Annotated in this window: 18 protein-coding genes and 1 tRNA gene; 5 read left to right on the top strand and 14 right to left on the bottom strand. The window is 60.5% G+C overall.

Annotated elements, in window-relative coordinates; all coding sequences use genetic code 11:
• The first annotated feature begins 109 nt into the window (after window positions 1-109).
• The 3 genes from AC2FNZ_RS07845 (at window position 110) to AC2FNZ_RS07855 (ending at window position 2,436) form a co-directional block, all read left to right on the top strand.
• Window positions 110-1,105, top strand: coding sequence for an NADPH:quinone oxidoreductase family protein (locus tag AC2FNZ_RS07845; RefSeq protein ID WP_496840119.1), 996 nt, complete (start codon window positions 110-112; stop codon window positions 1,103-1,105).
• Window positions 1,106-1,234: 129 nt separating this feature from the next.
• Window positions 1,235-1,684, top strand: coding sequence for a type II 3-dehydroquinate dehydratase (gene aroQ / locus AC2FNZ_RS07850; RefSeq protein ID WP_496840120.1), 450 nt, complete (start codon window positions 1,235-1,237; stop codon window positions 1,682-1,684).
• Window positions 1,684-2,436 (top strand): LuxR family transcriptional regulator, encoded by a 753-nt coding sequence (locus tag AC2FNZ_RS07855; protein WP_093962957.1) that lies wholly within the window; start codon window positions 1,684-1,686, stop codon window positions 2,434-2,436. Before aroQ ends, AC2FNZ_RS07855 begins: the two co-directional genes overlap by 1 nt.
• 347 nt (window positions 2,437-2,783) lie before the next feature.
• Here the strand turns inward: AC2FNZ_RS07855 and tsf are convergent, their stop codons facing one another.
• From tsf to AC2FNZ_RS07880, 5 genes are all read right to left on the bottom strand, one after another.
• On the bottom strand, window positions 2,784-3,659 hold the full coding sequence (gene tsf / locus AC2FNZ_RS07860; RefSeq protein ID WP_093962057.1) for a translation elongation factor Ts: 876 nt from the start codon (window positions 3,657-3,659) through the stop codon (window positions 2,784-2,786).
• Between the two features lie 76 nt (window positions 3,660-3,735).
• Window positions 3,736-4,515 carry a 30S ribosomal protein S2 gene (gene rpsB, locus AC2FNZ_RS07865; RefSeq protein WP_093962056.1) on the bottom strand — a complete coding sequence of 260 codons (780 nt, stop codon included), beginning with the start codon at window positions 4,513-4,515 and terminating at the stop codon, window positions 3,736-3,738.
• A 168-nt stretch (window positions 4,516-4,683) separates the two neighbouring features.
• Window positions 4,684-5,538, bottom strand: a complete 855-nt coding sequence (gene olsA / locus AC2FNZ_RS07870; RefSeq protein ID WP_496840121.1) for a lyso-ornithine lipid O-acyltransferase — start codon at window positions 5,536-5,538, stop codon at window positions 4,684-4,686.
• The gene (gene olsB, locus AC2FNZ_RS07875; RefSeq protein ID WP_496840122.1) at window positions 5,525-6,280 is read right to left on the bottom strand and encodes an L-ornithine N(alpha)-acyltransferase; all 756 of its coding nucleotides are present in this window, start codon (window positions 6,278-6,280) and stop codon (window positions 5,525-5,527) included. The genes olsA and olsB overlap by 14 nt, the downstream gene beginning before the upstream one ends.
• A 108-nt stretch (window positions 6,281-6,388) precedes the next feature.
• Window positions 6,389-6,571, bottom strand: a complete 183-nt coding sequence (locus AC2FNZ_RS07880) for a DUF3553 domain-containing protein (RefSeq protein WP_093962053.1) — start codon at window positions 6,569-6,571, stop codon at window positions 6,389-6,391.
• A gap of 46 nt (window positions 6,572-6,617) precedes the next feature.
• On the opposite strand from AC2FNZ_RS07880, the gene AC2FNZ_RS07885 reads away from it, so the two are divergent.
• Window positions 6,618-7,214 (top strand): histidine phosphotransferase family protein, encoded by a 597-nt coding sequence (locus AC2FNZ_RS07885; protein WP_093962052.1) that lies wholly within the window; start codon window positions 6,618-6,620, stop codon window positions 7,212-7,214.
• Between the two features lie 9 nt (window positions 7,215-7,223).
• On the opposite strand, the gene AC2FNZ_RS07890 is transcribed toward AC2FNZ_RS07885, so the two are convergent.
• The 9 genes from AC2FNZ_RS07890 to AC2FNZ_RS07930 all read right to left on the bottom strand — a co-directional run bounded on the left by AC2FNZ_RS07890 (window position 7,224) and on the right by AC2FNZ_RS07930 (window position 14,694).
• Window positions 7,224-8,486 carry a glutamate-5-semialdehyde dehydrogenase gene (locus AC2FNZ_RS07890; protein WP_496840124.1) on the bottom strand — a complete coding sequence of 421 codons (1,263 nt, stop codon included), beginning with the start codon at window positions 8,484-8,486 and terminating at the stop codon, window positions 7,224-7,226.
• A gap of 51 nt (window positions 8,487-8,537) precedes the next feature.
• On the bottom strand, window positions 8,538-9,644 hold the full coding sequence (proB, locus tag AC2FNZ_RS07895; RefSeq protein ID WP_496840125.1) for a glutamate 5-kinase: 1,107 nt from the start codon (window positions 9,642-9,644) through the stop codon (window positions 8,538-8,540).
• Window positions 9,632-10,666: a GTPase ObgE gene (gene obgE / locus AC2FNZ_RS07900; RefSeq protein WP_496840126.1), complete on the bottom strand. Its 1,035-nt coding sequence runs from the start codon at window positions 10,664-10,666 to the stop codon at window positions 9,632-9,634. The genes proB and obgE overlap by 13 nt, the downstream gene beginning before the upstream one ends.
• Window positions 10,667-10,703: 37 nt before the next feature.
• Window positions 10,704-11,240: a GNAT family N-acetyltransferase gene (locus AC2FNZ_RS07905; protein ID WP_170338635.1), complete on the bottom strand. Its 537-nt coding sequence runs from the start codon at window positions 11,238-11,240 to the stop codon at window positions 10,704-10,706.
• Window positions 11,237-11,845, bottom strand: coding sequence for a LysE family translocator (locus AC2FNZ_RS07910; RefSeq protein WP_496840127.1), 609 nt, complete (start codon window positions 11,843-11,845; stop codon window positions 11,237-11,239). The genes AC2FNZ_RS07905 and AC2FNZ_RS07910 overlap by 4 nt, the downstream gene beginning before the upstream one ends.
• Window positions 11,846-11,941: 96 nt before the next feature.
• A complete protein-coding gene (gene rpmA / locus AC2FNZ_RS07915; protein ID WP_005983052.1) occupies window positions 11,942-12,211 on the bottom strand; it encodes a 50S ribosomal protein L27 in 270 nt (89 codons plus the stop codon).
• A gap of 11 nt (window positions 12,212-12,222) precedes the next feature.
• A complete protein-coding gene (locus AC2FNZ_RS07920) occupies window positions 12,223-12,837 on the bottom strand; it encodes a 50S ribosomal protein L21 (RefSeq protein WP_496840129.1) in 615 nt (204 codons plus the stop codon).
• Window positions 12,838-13,045: 208 nt separating this feature from the next.
• Complete coding sequence (locus AC2FNZ_RS07925; protein ID WP_496840130.1) at window positions 13,046-13,852, bottom strand: DUF2059 domain-containing protein; 807 nt, start codon at window positions 13,850-13,852, stop codon at window positions 13,046-13,048.
• Window positions 13,852-14,694, bottom strand: coding sequence for a DUF2059 domain-containing protein (locus AC2FNZ_RS07930; RefSeq protein ID WP_496840131.1), 843 nt, complete (start codon window positions 14,692-14,694; stop codon window positions 13,852-13,854). The genes AC2FNZ_RS07925 and AC2FNZ_RS07930 overlap by 1 nt, the downstream gene beginning before the upstream one ends.
• 123 nt (window positions 14,695-14,817) lie before the next feature.
• Between AC2FNZ_RS07930 and AC2FNZ_RS07935 the strand changes: the two genes are divergently transcribed.
• Window positions 14,818-14,907 (top strand) — tRNA-Ser (locus AC2FNZ_RS07935).
• Window positions 14,908-15,013: the final 106 nt, after the last annotated feature.

Raw genomic sequence — 15,013 nt, forward strand, 5'->3', positions numbered from 1 at the left:
TCAGGTCGGGTCAGTTTCACTGTGCAGAATTGCATTTCACATCTGCCTTGACAACATGGTGTCAGGACCCGACCTTCGGGCCGACAAATGGCGAGGATCGGAATACGAAATGCAAGCATTACTCAGCGTCGCCCCGGGTGGTCCGGAAACACTGGAACTGACCACCCTGCCCGATCCAACGCCCAAAAAGGGTCAGGTGCTGATCCGGGTACGTGCGGCAGGCGTGAATTTTCCGGACACGCTGATCATCCGCGATTTGTACCAGATGAAGCCTCCGCGCCCCTTCGCGCCCGGAGGGGAGGTGTCAGGCGATGTGATCGCCGTTGGAGATGGTGTTTCCGATCTGAAGATCGGTGACCGCGTTCTGGCCCTGACAGGCCACGGAGGTTTCGCCGAGCAGCTGTGCATTCCGGCCGCCAGCGCCGTTCCGATCCCGGAGTCCATGCCGTACGAGGATGCGGCTTGTTTCATCTTCACCTACGGAACGTCCTACCATGCGCTGAAGGATCGCGCCGGGCTCAAGGGCGGTGAGACCTTGTTGGTTCTTGGGGCCGCCGGTGGTGTCGGCTCGGCCGCGGTTGAGTTGGGCAAAGCGATGGGCGCGCGTGTAATTGCCGCGGTGTCCACGGAAGACAAAGCTCAGTTTTGCAAGGATTTGGGCGCTGATGAGACGATCGTCTACTCCAAAGAGATGACGCGAGAGGCGCAAAAAGCGTTCTCCGCCGAAATCAAGAAGTTGGCGGGCGGTGATGGCGTTGACGTGGTCTATGATGCGGTTGGCGGCGACTATGCCGAACCGGCATTGCGCGCGATGGCCTGGAAGGGACGGTTTCTGGTCGTTGGTTTTCCGGCCGGAATCCCCAATATCCCGTTGAATCTGCCTTTGCTAAAGGGCTGTGAGATCGTCGGCGTATTCTGGGGCGCGTCCGTATTCCGCGATCCGGCCGGACATGCCGAAAACTTGCGGGAACTGTTTGCCATGTATCATGGCAGCAAGATCAAGCCGCGTATCAGCGCCCGCTTTTCCTTGCCCCGCGCCGCCGAAGCTTTGGAGATGTTGGGCGACCGGTCGGTTCTCGGCAAAGTTGTCGTGTCCATCGACTAGGAACGACATTCACAGTCGTTTCACAGCCTGTCTTATGACCTGACCTGCGCCCGCTCGCCTCATGAGAGCAAAGCCGGTAGACGCGTTTTCAATTCGCGGCTATGAAACAGGTATGGGGACAAAAAAATAATGCGTAGTATTCTTGTATTGAACGGACCGAACCTGAACCTTTTGGGCACACGGCAGCCCGAGGTTTACGGTCATACCACCTTGAAGATGATCGAAGACTTGTGCGTTTCGCATGGCGCATCGAACGGGTTGCGTGTGGAGTGCGCTCAATCAAACCATGAAGGTGTGTTGATCGATGCTATCCACGCCGCGCGCGGGACCCATGACGGGATCGTCCTGAACGCCGGTGCGTATACCCATACGTCAATAGCGTTGATGGACGCCATTTCGTCGGCGCAACTGCCGGTGGTCGAGGTTCACCTGTCCAATATCCACGCCCGCGAGGCATTTCGGCACAAGTCCTACATCTCGGCCGTCGCCATCGGGCAGATCTGCGGCTTTGGCGCTCAAAGCTATGTTCTGGCGCTGGAAGCGCTGGCCGCGCATCTTCTGGAGGGTGGCGGCCCATGATGACGCTCAAGGAATACCTCAACTTTCTGAGCTATGTGAAAACGCTCGAGGAGCTTTGGGCCGCGCACACCGAACAGATGGCCAAGTATGGTTTTGACCGCCTGTTGTACGGACACACACAGTACCGCACCCAAACGTCTTTGGGCGACCCTGAAGACTTCGTGATCCTGACCAATCACTGCAAGGAATACATGGACGGTTTCCTGCGGGATGGTCTGTATTTCCATGCGCCTATGCTGAAATGGGCATTGGATCACGAAGGGGCCGCGAGCTGGAGCATGATCCGCGAGATGATGTCCAGCGGCACGATGACCAACGAAGAACGCAAGGTGTACGAATTCAACCGCTCGAAAGGTATCACTGTCGGTTACACGATCAGTTTCACTTCGGTGTCCATGCGGTCGAAGGGGGCAATTTCGCTGGCCGCTCTGAACCGCAGCCAGGACGAGATGGACGAGATGTGGGCCGAGCATGGTGATGACATCCTGCTGATGAACAACATCGCCCATCTCAAGATCCTGACCCTGCCCTACAATCCCCCGAACCGCGCCTTGACCAAGCGGCAGCGCGAGGCTCTGGAATGGGTGGGTGACGGCAAAACCACCCAGGACATTGCCCTGCTGATGGGACTGACCTCGGCAACTGTTGAAAAACACCTCAGGCTGGCGCGCGAGGCTCTTTCCGTCGAAACGACCGCACAGGCGGTTTTGAAGGCTTCGCTGCAGAATCAGATGTTCGTAATGGAGGTTTGAAGCCGCTGTCGCACGACAGTTGACCTTAGGTAAGGAATACATGACTTCCTAAAACTGCGCAGAAATTGCACATTGATCCTGTTCCGTGAGTGGTGGCTTTAGCCAAGGAACATTTGGACGGATCTTTGTATTCCCAAGGCTCTCCGTTCGCTCTGACAAAGGGCGCTTATTCGTCCGCGTGCCGATGTCGGAAATTTTGGGGGGCCTCGACCATCCCCATCTTGCGGGGCCCTCCAATTACTACTCTGATCAATCGGAAATTCGCCAATAAAAAAAACCGGTCGCGCGTCGCGCAACCGGTTTCGGATGTTTTTGGAGCAGCCCGGAAAACCCGGGCTGAACAGGCGTCAGCCCTGAGCCGCTTTGGCGACTTCGGCAGCAAAGTCTTCTTTTTCGACCACGATGCCTTCGCCAACTTCCAGGCGAACAAAACCGGTGATGGTTGCGCCGGCTTCCTTGGCCGCTGCTTCCACGGTCAGGTCGGGGTTCACAACGAACTGCTGGCTCAGCAGGGTCGATTCCGCGACGAATTTCTTCATGCGGCCCTCGATCATCTTTTCGATGACCTGCTCGGGCTTGCCGGACTCGCGCGCGATGTCCATCTGGACCTGCTTTTCTTTTTCGACAACGGCCGGATCCAGGTCGGCTTCGGACAGAGCGGCCGGGTTCACGGCTGCGATGTGCATCGCGACCTGCTTGCCGATGGCTTCATCGCCGCCCGACAGAGCAACCAGAACACCGATCTTGCCCATGCCGTTGGTTGCGGCGTTGTGGACATACGAGACCACGGTGTCGCCCGACAGTTTGGCCATGCGGCGGACCGACATGTTTTCGCCGATGGTGGCGATCTTGTCGGTCAGCGTGTCGGCAACCGACTTGCCGCCGAGATCAGCAGCCAGCAGTTCCTCAACCGAGTCAACGCCCTGGGCTGCGTAGGTGATCTTGCCGACCATTTCCTGGAACTCGGCGTTCTTCGCGACAAAGTCGGTTTCCGAGTTCACTTCGACAGCAACACCGTTGCCACCTTCGACGTGAACGGCAACCAAGCCTTCTGCTGCGGTACGGCCGGATTTCTTTGCGGCCTTTGCCAGACCTTTGGTGCGCAGCCAGTCAACGGCCTCGTCCATGTTGCCGCCGGTTTCGGTCAGCGCTTTTTTCGCGTCCATCATGCCTGCGCCGGTCGAGTCGCGCAGTTCTTTCACCATTGCTGCAGTGATTGCCATCTCTTGGCTCTCCTCAATTCAAACGGAATTGGGGCAGGTCTACCCTGCCCCATATGTCATTTACGTGACGGGCAGCTTACGCTTCGGCCGACGCTTCGGCTTCTTCTGCAACGGCTTCTTCAACCGGTGCTTCTTCGAACTCGCCCAGGTCGACGCCGGCGGCGCCCAGCTGTGCGGTCATGCCGTCCAGCGCAGCACGTGCGGCCAGATCGCAATACAGTGCGATTGCACGGGCAGCATCGTCGTTGCCGGGGATGATGTAGTCCACACCATCCGGCGAGCAGTTGGTGTCGACGACGGCCACAACCGGAATACCCAGCTTGTTGGCTTCGGCGATGGCCAGCGCTTCTTTCTTGACGTCGATGACGAACAGCAGGTCAGGAACGCCGCCCATCTCGCGGATGCCGCCCAGCGAAGCCTGCAGCTTGGCTTGGTCACGCTCCATGCCCAGACGCTCTTTCTTGGTCAGGCCTTCAGCGCCCGATTCCATGGCTTCGTCGATCTGGTTCAGACGGTTGATCGACTGGGAAACGGTTTTCCAGTTGGTCAGCGTGCCGCCCAGCCAGCGGTGGTTCATGTAATACTGAGCAGACTTTTCAGCGGCTTCGGCGATCGGCTGTGCAGCCTGACGCTTGGTGCCGACAAACAGAACGCGGCCACCTTTGGCGACGGTGTCACGCACCGCCTGCAGCGCCTGGTCCAGCATCGGAACGGTCTGGGTCAGGTCCATGATGTGGATGCCGTTGCGCGCGCCATAGATGAACGGCGCCATGCGGGGGTTCCAACGCTGTGTTTGGTGACCAAAGTGCACGCCAGCTTCCAGCAGCTGACGCATGGTGAACTCGGGAAGAGCCATGCTATTTTTTCCTTTTCCGGTTTTCGCCTTGGCGGGGGTGAAAGAAGCGTTTGCTCCAACCGGCGGCCTTGATGAGGATGTCTCCCTCAAAACGACCAAACCCCGCCTGCGGATTTGAATGCCGCGCGTATACGGCAGGTTGACTGATGGTGCAAGGGGCTTTTACCCCTATTTTTCTGGCCGCGCCAAGGCATGCCCGTGGCGGACGGCCTGCTCGCAATGCGCGGCCAAAGCCTTGCGGTTGTCGAAATCGCTGACCCGGGCCGGAGAATGATAGATCAATTCGACCCGCCCCTGCCGCCGCGCGCCCAGCGTCTTCAGAAGATGCGGGGCAAAATCCATGTCCCCCCACCAGCCATAGAACCGGTCCGGCTGCCCATCGGGCGCGTGATAGACAACCGAAACCGGCTGAACATACATGAAATCACGCAGTTCATCTGCAAAGAATGCCGCAAAAAGCGTTGTTTTGAATGGCAAAACCCGCAGTCCGTCCGTCGATGTGCCCTCTGGAAAAAACAACAGCTTGTGCCCGACCTTCAGACGGTCTTCGAACAGTCTGGTCTGCTCGCGCGCTTTTTTGGGATTGCGTTCGATGAACACGGTTCCGGTGGCCCGGGCCAGCCAACCGATGCCGGGCCAATTCGCCACCTCGGCCTTGGACACGAAGTATACACGCTTGCGGGCGTTGAGCGCGAAGATGTCCAGCCAGGACGTGTGATTGGCGACGACAGCCCCGCGCTGCTGCATCAGCTCACCCGAGCTTGAAAATCCGATCCCCAGAATTCGAAACGCATTGCGACACACGAATTGGGCAATGAACGGCGTTATTGGTCGACGCAGACCAAAGATGGGTCTTTCGACCAGGCGCACAAGCAACAGAACGATCAAACCACCGAACACCAGCACAGCCAGAGGAAGACCCCGAAGGATCACCAAAATCCAACCCCGCACGCCCAATTCAACCGGGTCGGGGTCGTCCGAGCTGTGCCAGACAGCGCCATTTGGCACGTCACGCTCCGCCATAGATGCGTCTCTGTCTTTCGTTCATCCGTGTGGTGTCGAGGATCAGGCAAACGTCGGTGGTGTTGAATGCATGGTCGATGAATGCCCCCTCGCCCACAAACCCGCCCAATCGAAGATAGGCCTTGATCAAAGCCGGAACCTGCAACATCGCACTCCGTCGATCCAGCGCATCTTTCGGAACCAGGTTCATGCTCTGAAAAACATCCGGCTGCGCACGCACCCGCAACTCGGGTGGAGCCAGGTGGTTGTGATGCAGCATCGACAGAGGCTGGGCAAGGTGCTTGACGTCTGTGCCGTGAAAACTGGCAACGCCGAACAGAACCTCGATCTCCCGTTCGGACACATATTTCGCGAGGCCATTCCACAAATGATACATTGCGGTTCCGCCGCGATAGTCCGGATGCAGGCAGGACCGGCCGAGTTCCAGCAATTTGCGGCCGCTGTTTTTCAGAACGGTAAGGTCGTATTCATCCTCGGAGTAGAACCGTCCGACTTCAGCTACGCGGTCACCCGGCAACAGGCGGTAGACTCCGACCACTTCTCCGGTGGCGTCGTCATAGGCCAGCATGTGATCAAAATACGGGTCGAACTGGTCGCGTTCCAGGCCCTCTGCATGATCGACCATCTCTCCCCCACCGCCCAGTTCACGCACGAAGACGTCATAACGCAGCCGCTGCGCCGCGCGCAGTTCCTCGTCGGTTTCGGCAAGTTTGACAGTGAATGAAGGGCCCGTATCCGGCATGTGGAATGGTCGTCGTCTTGTTTCGATCCCAGCGCTGATACCGCAGCTGCGCGGCGAATGGCAACACGAACCGGGTAGCGGACACAGTTAACCTTTCCTAAACCAGTTTCAGGGATCAAGAACCGGCATCAAGGCGATGCGTGTTCCGTCAATCACCACTTTGCCCTGGTCGCGAAAGTTCACGGTGATCTTGCCCGCGATGTTGGACTGGACCTGTCCGACGCCCCAGTCGGGGAAATCGGGGTGGCGGACATACATGCCCGGTGCAAGAATGGCATTCAGATCTGTCATGCGGCGGCTCCGGGTCGGGCATGGGCGGATACCACAGGAGGTACGCATGGGCGACACCAACGTCAACCTGGCCGAGTTGATCGGCTCTCGGATCTGCCACGATCTGATCAGCCCGATCGGCGCGATCACGAACGGTCTGGAACTGTTGGAGATGGTTGGCGGCACCCAGGGCCCCGAGATGGAGCTGATTACCGGCAGCGTCGGCAGCGCTGGGGCGCGGATCCGGTTTTTCCGCGTGGCCTTTGGCGCGGCCAGCGATCAGCCGCTGGGCCGCAGCGAAGTGACGGATCTGCTGCGCGATGTCGAGCGTGCGGGTCGAGTCCGGGTGCATTGGAACGTCACCGAGGCGATGCCGCGCAATCAGATCAAACTGGCCTTTCTGGCCATCATGTGCTGCGAAAGCGCCATGCCCATGGGCGGCGAGGTCAAAATTGACAGCGTGGGCGACAAATGGACGGTCACCGGTACGGCCGACCGCATGAATGTCGATCCGGACCTGTGGAAAGGTCTCCCGACCGGCACATTCGCCAACAAGGTGACACCGGCGCAGGTCCAGTTCGCCCTGCTGCCGCAGACGGCGGCCGCTCAGGGCCGTCGAGTTTCGGCCGAGACGGGCGCGACCCGCGTGGTGCTGCGGTTCTGACCCGGCGCCTCAGGCGCGCGTCGTGCCGTTGCCGCGAACCAGGTATTTGAAACTGGTCAGTTGCGCCGCCCCCACCGGGCCGCGCGCGTGCATTTTGCCCGTGGCGATCCCGATCTCGGCGCCCATGCCGAACTCACCACCGTCCGCAAACTGGGTCGAGGCGTTGTGCATCAGGATCGCACTGTCGAGCCGTTCAAAGAAACGGTCGGCGGCGGGCTGATCCTCGGTCATGATGCAATCGGTGTGGTTCGATCCGTATTGGCGGATATGCGCGATAGCCTCGTCGATATCGGCCACCAGTTTTGCGGCGATGATGCTGTCCAGAAACTCCTTACCCCAATCGTCATCGCTGGCCGGCACGGTGCCGTCGATGGCCAGCGCACCTGCGGCATGGACCTCGACGCCCGCGGCCAGCAGCGCGGCGATCACGTCACGCCCCAGCGTTTCCGCGATATCCTGATGCACCAGCAGGCATTCGGCCGCCCCGCAGATGCCGGTGCGGCGGGTCTTGGCGTTTAATACCACGTCCAGCGTTTTCTGCGGATCCGCTGCCTTGTCGATGTAGATGTGCACGATCCCTTCAAGATGGGCAAAGACCGGAACCCGCGCCTCGCGCTGGACCAGCCCAACCAGCCCCTTGCCGCCGCGCGGAACGATGACGTCGACATTGTCGGTCATGGTCAGCAATTCCTGCACCGCGGCTCGGTCACGGGTCGGGACCAGCTGGATCGCATCCTCGGGCAGGTTGGCGGCCTTCAGACCATCGACCAGACAGGCGTGGATCGCGGTCGAAGAATGAAAGCTTTCCGACCCGCCGCGCAGGATCACGGCGTTGCCCGACTTCAGGCACAGCGCCCCGGCATCCGCGGTCACGTTCGGGCGGCTTTCATAGATCACGCCGATCACGCCCAGCGGGGTGCGTACGCGGCGGATGTTCAGCCCCGAGGGCATATCCCATTCGGCCAGAACCTCACCCACCGGATCGGACTGTTCGGCCACGGTGCGCAACCCGTCGACCATGCCCTGAATGCGTGCCTCGTCCAGCATCAGACGGTCCATCATGGCCGGGCTCAGACCCTTTTCGCGGCCATAGTCCAAGTCTTTCCTGTTGGCCTCGATGATCTGCGCGCGGTTCTTCCACACGGCATCGGCGGCGGCGACCAACGCGGCGTGTTTGCGCTCGGCCGAGGCGAAGGCCAGATCCCGAGACGCATCCTTGGCGCGCTTGCCAAGATCGGCCATCAGGGCGGGAATGCTGTCAAAGTCCTTCATGTCATCTGCCTTTCCGGTCGTCGGACCAGCCAAATTTATCAGTTTTCGCGGCTACAAAGCCAGATCATCACGGTGGATCATCACCGCACGGCCGGGATAGCCGAGTGCGTCCTCGATCTCGGAGGATTTCCGCCCCTTGATGGCGTCTGCCTCATGCGCGGTATAGCGGCTGAGGCCCAATCCCAGACGCCGGCCCTCGTGATCCTTGATGGCCACCGGGTCGCCCCGTCCGAAATCGCCCGTCACTTCGACGATGCCGGCCGGCAACAGGCTCTTGCCATTCTCCAGCGCCCGCGCAGCCCCTGCATCGACCGTGATTTCGCCCCGCGGCTTCATCGCCGAGATCCAGCGTTTGCGTGCCGCATGCGGGTCCAGCTTGGCCTTGAACCAGGTGCTGTTCGCGCCATTATTAAGCAATTTCAGCGGGTTCAATGGCGATCCTTCCGTAATCGCCATGTCACAGCCCGCCGCCGTCGCCATCTGCGCGGCCATCAGCTTGGTCTTCATGCCGCCCTTGGACAGCCCCGAACCGGCGTCACCGGCCATCGCCTCGATCTCGGGCGTGATCGCGTCGATCACGTCAAATCGGGTGGCGGACGGGTCCTCGGCAGGGTTGCCGGTGTAGAACCCATCGACATCGGACAGCAGGATCAATTGGTCCGCACCGACGGTCACGGCGATCTGCGCGGCCAGGCGATCATTGTCGCCGTAACGGATTTCATCCGTGGCCACCGTGTCATTTTCGTTCACGATGGGCACGACACCTAGCCCCAGCAGAGTTTCCAGCGTCGCGCGCGAATTCAGGTACCGGCGGCGGTTCTCACTGTCTTCAAGCGTCACCAGAACCTGCGCCGTGGTGATGTTGTGCGGGGCCAACGCCTCTTCATAGGCCCGCGCCAGCCGGATCTGCCCGACGGCGGCCGCGGCCTGGGATTGCTCCAGCGACAGCGCGGTTGCGGGCAGTCCCAGCACACCGCGCCCCAGCGCTATCGAACCGGACGAGACCAGAACCACATCGGCCCCCTGCCCCTTGAGCCACGCCACGTCCTGCGCGAGCGAATGCAACCACTCCGAACGCAGCTTGCCGGTCGCACGATCGACCAACAACGCCGAGCCGATCTTGACCACCAGGCGCTTTGCGTCGGTCAGGGCTGCCACGTCTCGCGCTCCTCGGTGGATTTCTGGCGCAGGCGGTTTTCATCGATCTGGGCGCGCAGGGCCCGCAGAACCTCGGTCACGCCTTGCCGGGCCACGCCCGACATGGTCATGACCGGGCCGCCCACGGCCTCTTCCAACTCGGCCTTGGCCAGTTCGAGTTGTTCTTCGTCCAGCGCGTCGATCTTGTTCAACACGGTGATCCGGGGCTTGTCGGCCAGCGCGCCGCCATAGGCCTCAAGCTCGTGGATGATGGTGTGATAGTCCTGCGCGATGGTCTCAGACGTGCCATCGACCAGATGCAGCAACACCGCGCAGCGTTCGACATGGCCCAGAAAACGGTCGCCGATGCCGCGGCCTTCATGCGCGCCTTCGATCAGGCCGGGAATGTCGGCCACCACGAATTCCACGTTGTCCACGCCGACGACGCCCAGATTTGGGTGCAGCGTGGTAAAGGGATAGTCGGCGATCTTGGGCCGGGCGTTCGATGTTGCGGCCAGAAAGGTCGATTTGCCCGCGTTCGGCAGGCCCAGCAGGCCGACATCGGCAATCAGCTTCAGACGCAGCCAGATCGTACGGTCCACGCCCGGCTGCCCCGGGTTGGCCCGGCGCGGCGCCTGGTTTGTGGCCGATTTGAAATGCAGGTTGCCGAAACCGCCATTGCCACCCCGCGCCAGCAGGACACGTTGCCCCACTTCGGTCAGGTCGGCGATCACCGTCTCCTGATCCTCGTCCAGGATCTCGGTTCCGATCGGCACGCGCAGGATGATGTCGTCGCCGTCCTTGCCAGTGCGCTGCTGGCCCCGGCCGGGCTGTCCGTTCTTGGCAAAGAAATGCTGCTGATAGCGGAAGTCGATCAGGGTGTTCAGCCCGTCCACGACCTCAGCCCAGACGGACCCGCCTTTGCCGCCGTCCCCGCCATCGGGGCCGCCGTATTCGATGTACTTTTCGCGTCGAAAGCTGACGCACCCGCTACCGCCGGCCCCGGACCGGATGTAGACCTTTGCAAGATCGAGAAATTTCATGTCAGTCCCCTACTGCAAAGGCCCCATCGGCCACAAGTCAGAGTTTTTTGCTGTACGTCCAGGTGGGCACATTTGCGTTGCGCGCCACCGAGAAGCTTTCGGCATCGCCAAGGTACTGGAACCCGCAATGAGTCAGGACCCGCGCCGAGGCGGGATTGTCCTGAAACACGCTGGCAAACATCGTGGCGTTTTCCAGCGGGTTCGAATGAACCAGCGTTTCCACCGCCAGCGAGGCGATGCCCGTATTCCAATACAAGGGCGCGACCCAATAGCCCACTTCGGACTGGTTGCGATCCAGCCGCTTGAGCGAGATCACCCCGATCAACTCGGGCCCGCCGTCCTTGGTGGCGTCCATCGCCCAGACGTCCTCGTCCCGGTCCTCGGCCATGGCGCGGGTCACGAAAGCCTCGATCGAACCGGGCGGCAAGGGGTGCGGGATCGACGTGGTCATGCGCGCCACGCGCTCGTCCCCCGCGTAGTGCTCGATCAGGCCCATGTCCGACCGGCGCAGCGGGCGCAGGTCGAACCGCTCGGTTTCAATGACCGGCTGATTTATGATTGCCTCAAGTTTCATTGGTGTGTTCCTCCTCCGAACAACACGAAAAGTACGGATGCAACAGTCAGACCCGCGAGAGTCCACATCAGATATTTTTCCGCCGGCCGTCCCGCAACCACGCGGGCAATTCTATCGCCCGCAAAGGTCCAGATCGGGTGCAGGACCACCTGGCAGGTCAACAAAACGAGCGCGATTGTGAGCGTCGCACTCAGCACCGATGTTCCCGCCGCGGCGAACCCGGTGAATCCCGCGATGATCATCGCCCAGGCCTTGGGGTTCAGCGGATGGACCACCAACCCGGCCCAGAATCCCGGAACCGCCTCGCCCGCGTCCTGATGCGACAGGCGCAGGTTGGCGATTTTCCACGCAAGCCAGCAAATATAGGCCGCCGAAGCATATTTCAGAACCGCGAACGCTGTCGGAGCCTGTTCTGCCAGTTGCAGAAGGCCAAAGCCCAGCGGCCAGATGATCAGCTGCTTGCCCAGAATCACGCCCGCCACGAAAGGCAGCGCCGCGCGGAACCCATAGCGCGCACCCGTTCCCAACAGGACCATGTTGGCCGGTCCCGGCGTGCCGACCTGGCTGGCGGCAAAGATCAGGAAACTGGTGGTTGCAACGGGCATCGGAGCTTTCGATCAAATCTGCGTCAAAACGAGAAAGGGGACCGGCACTTTGTGCCGGTCCCCCATGAATTTTTCTTAAACCTTCTGGGTTTCGGCTTACTCTGCGGCCTCCGCCACTGGCAGGACCGAAATGAAGGTGCGGTTTTTCAGTCCCTTATGGAACTTCACGGCGCCATCGACAGTTGCAAAGATGGTGTGATCCTTGCCCATGCCCACGCCTTCGCCCGGCCAGAACTTGGTGCCGCGCTGACGCACGATGATGTTGCCTGCAACGGCGGCCTGGCCACCATACAGTTTCACGCCAAGGCGACGACCCGCTGAGTCGCGGCCGTTACGGGAGGAACCGCCAGCTTTTTTATGTGCCATTCTCTCTCTCCTTAGCCTTTGGCCAGCTCTTTGGCCTGCTCAACCCATTCGGGTTTCACTTTGACCGTCTCGATAGCAGCAATCTGCTCGTCCGACAAGGCGGCCAGAGCGGCAAAGCTTTCGATACCAGCTTCGGCCAGTTTCTTGGCAGCTGCGGGGCCAACACCGGTGATCTGGGTCAGATCGTCAGCGGCAGCAGCAGCGGCCGGAGCCTCTGCCTTGGCAGCGGCTTTCTTGGCGGGTTTCGCTGCTTTCGCAACTTCACCTGCCGGAGCCGAACCGGTAGCGGCCTTGACGCCCGACTTGTCCGCGCCCGAGGGCAGGATGTCGGTGATCTTGACCAGGGTCAGCTTCTGACGGTGGCCAACGGTGCGCTTCGAGCTGTGCTTGCGGCGACGCTTGACGAATTTGATGACCTTGTCACCCTTGATCTGTTCGATCACTTCCGCCTGAACGGCCGCGCCATCGATGAACGGCGCACCGACAACGGGAGCATCGCCACCCAGCATCAGAACGTCGTTGAATTGGACTTTTTCACCTGCGTCGGCAGCCAGTTTTTCAACGCGGAGCACGTCGCCCGCCTGAACCTTGTACTGCTTGCCGCCAGTCTTGAGGACTGCAAACATGCGTCTTTCCTTTTTCTACCGCGTTCTGTGGTCCCCGTCAGACGGGTGTTTCGGCCAAGGCCACCTCGAACAGCGCGCCCTTTTAGGGCGGATGAACGACCGTCAGGGCGCACCCGTCAGGCCAACAATAACGATACCCGGCGCGGAGGTTCCGGCCGGGATGCGCGCTTATCCACGGATCACACGGCAAAGTCAACAGCGAACCGACCTAAAGATCCGACGCTTGCAGAACCTGCGCCACCGTCACGCCCAGCTGGTATGACAACTCGTTGAACATGGTGTCCAGACCAGCGAACAAGGCGTTGTTCAAGGCCTGCCCTGCCTCGGTGCGTGAAAAGGCGATATTCTCGCGCAGCTGGGCCTCGCTGAGAGGTTGGTACGCAAACAGAAGGAACGAGTACAGCCACTCGCGGGTTTGTTGCTCGGACTGCGCACCCTGCGCCAGCAATTGGGCCAACATTTCGCCGTCGTCGCCTGTGATGCCCTGCCCGTCCGCCAACCCACGGAAGAAATTGTAATCGGCCTGCAACGCTCCACGCACGTTCCGATCAACAAGGTCGTTGATCTCGACATACTCATCGATCAGGCGAAAATAAGCCGCATCACGATCGGCCTCCCGATAGGCGGCCATGGCCATCTCTTCGATGGCTTCGTCGGAAAACGTTCGGCGGGCCGAGTTTTCCAAAGACACAACGGCGCGGCCCAGGTCGCTTTCGAAAAACAGCGCGGCCTGCTCCAATTGCCCTTCGGACATACCGCCAGCCAGCGCATCATGAATCTTGGCCTGCATCCAGGCCTGGTCGTACAAATCTTCAACCTGGGCCTCGAAAAACGATCCGCCCTCACCGTCCAGCAGGCTTTTGTCCAGTTCGCGCCCCTGCGCGACACCCTCATCACGCAGAATCTGCATCACGTCGGACAAATGCATGGCCTTGGTCAGACGGTCGACCTGATCGGCCGTGACCGCACTGGCCCAACCAGCCAGAACCAGCCACAGAGCCAGTAGCAACCGCATTAGATGTCCTTAGCCGGACGCAGCTCGGCCATGCGCGCCGCCAGCACTTCAAACCGCATGGCCATGATCTCGTACTGGATGGCGTTCAACAGCTCATAGACTTCTTGCATCAGCGGCTGTTCCAGCGCTTTGGTATAGGCGTCGACATCCGCGTCAGAGAAATCCTGATAGGTGTAGGCCGCGTTGGCCAAGGCGGACAGTTGCAATGACTGCCGCATCTCGGGTTCGTTCAGCTTCATCATCTGGCGCAGCCCGTCCGCGTCCAATTGCAGGTCGATCACTCCGGCGGCGCTGGCGGCCAGCAGGAACCTAAGCTGGATCTCCTGCAGCGCCCGCAACGAGGTTTCGCTGGCATCGATGGCGCTGTTCATCCGCTTCAGGCTTTCGATGCGGCTCGAACCGGACTTGACCAGATCGGATATGATCTCCTGCCCCTCAAGTTGCTTGGCTTCGTCATCCTCGACAAGGTGCGAGGCATTTTCCGCCTCGACAAGCCGTTGCCCCAGATCCGAGGCATAAAACTCGACCGCGTGGTTCAGGGCCTCGTCGCTCAGCGTCTGTTCGAGAATCGCAACCGCTGTTTCATGCATGTCATCTGTGTCGAACACCTCTTCCGTCAGACGCGTCCATTGCGAGCCAAAACCCTCGGGGTCGATCCCCAGCATCTGAGGCGCCGAGGCCGAGGCCAGTGCGATGCTTTCCAGCGCCACGTCAAAACCCGTCGTCGTCAGAAAAGCCTCGATCCGATCCCGACTGGCGGACAAGGCGTTCTGAGCCGTCAGAGCGAACGCGAACACAGGCAGGATGAGCAGAAGCGAAATGCGGTGCAGAAGATGTCTCATACATGTCAGCCTAGGAGATTTCGTCGGACTGGCAATGGAAAATCCTCGGTTTGGCGAATTCGGGAATTTTCTGCTTGCACCCCTCGGCGATCACAACTAAATCCCCCCCTCACAGACCCCCGCGGAGAGGTGCCGGAGTGGTCGAACGGGGCGGTCTCGAAAACCGTTGTGGGTGCAAGCCCACCCAGGGTTCGAATCCCTGTCTCTCCGCCATTACTTCCCAATGACGCCCCCCCCCTTTCTTGTTCGCCTGATGGTTGCAACCGTGTATTTTCGCCGGTGGCGTGTTGTTGCCGCCGATAGTCTGATTGATCAGCGC

The organism is Ruegeria sp. SAZA006 (assembly GCF_059613465.1).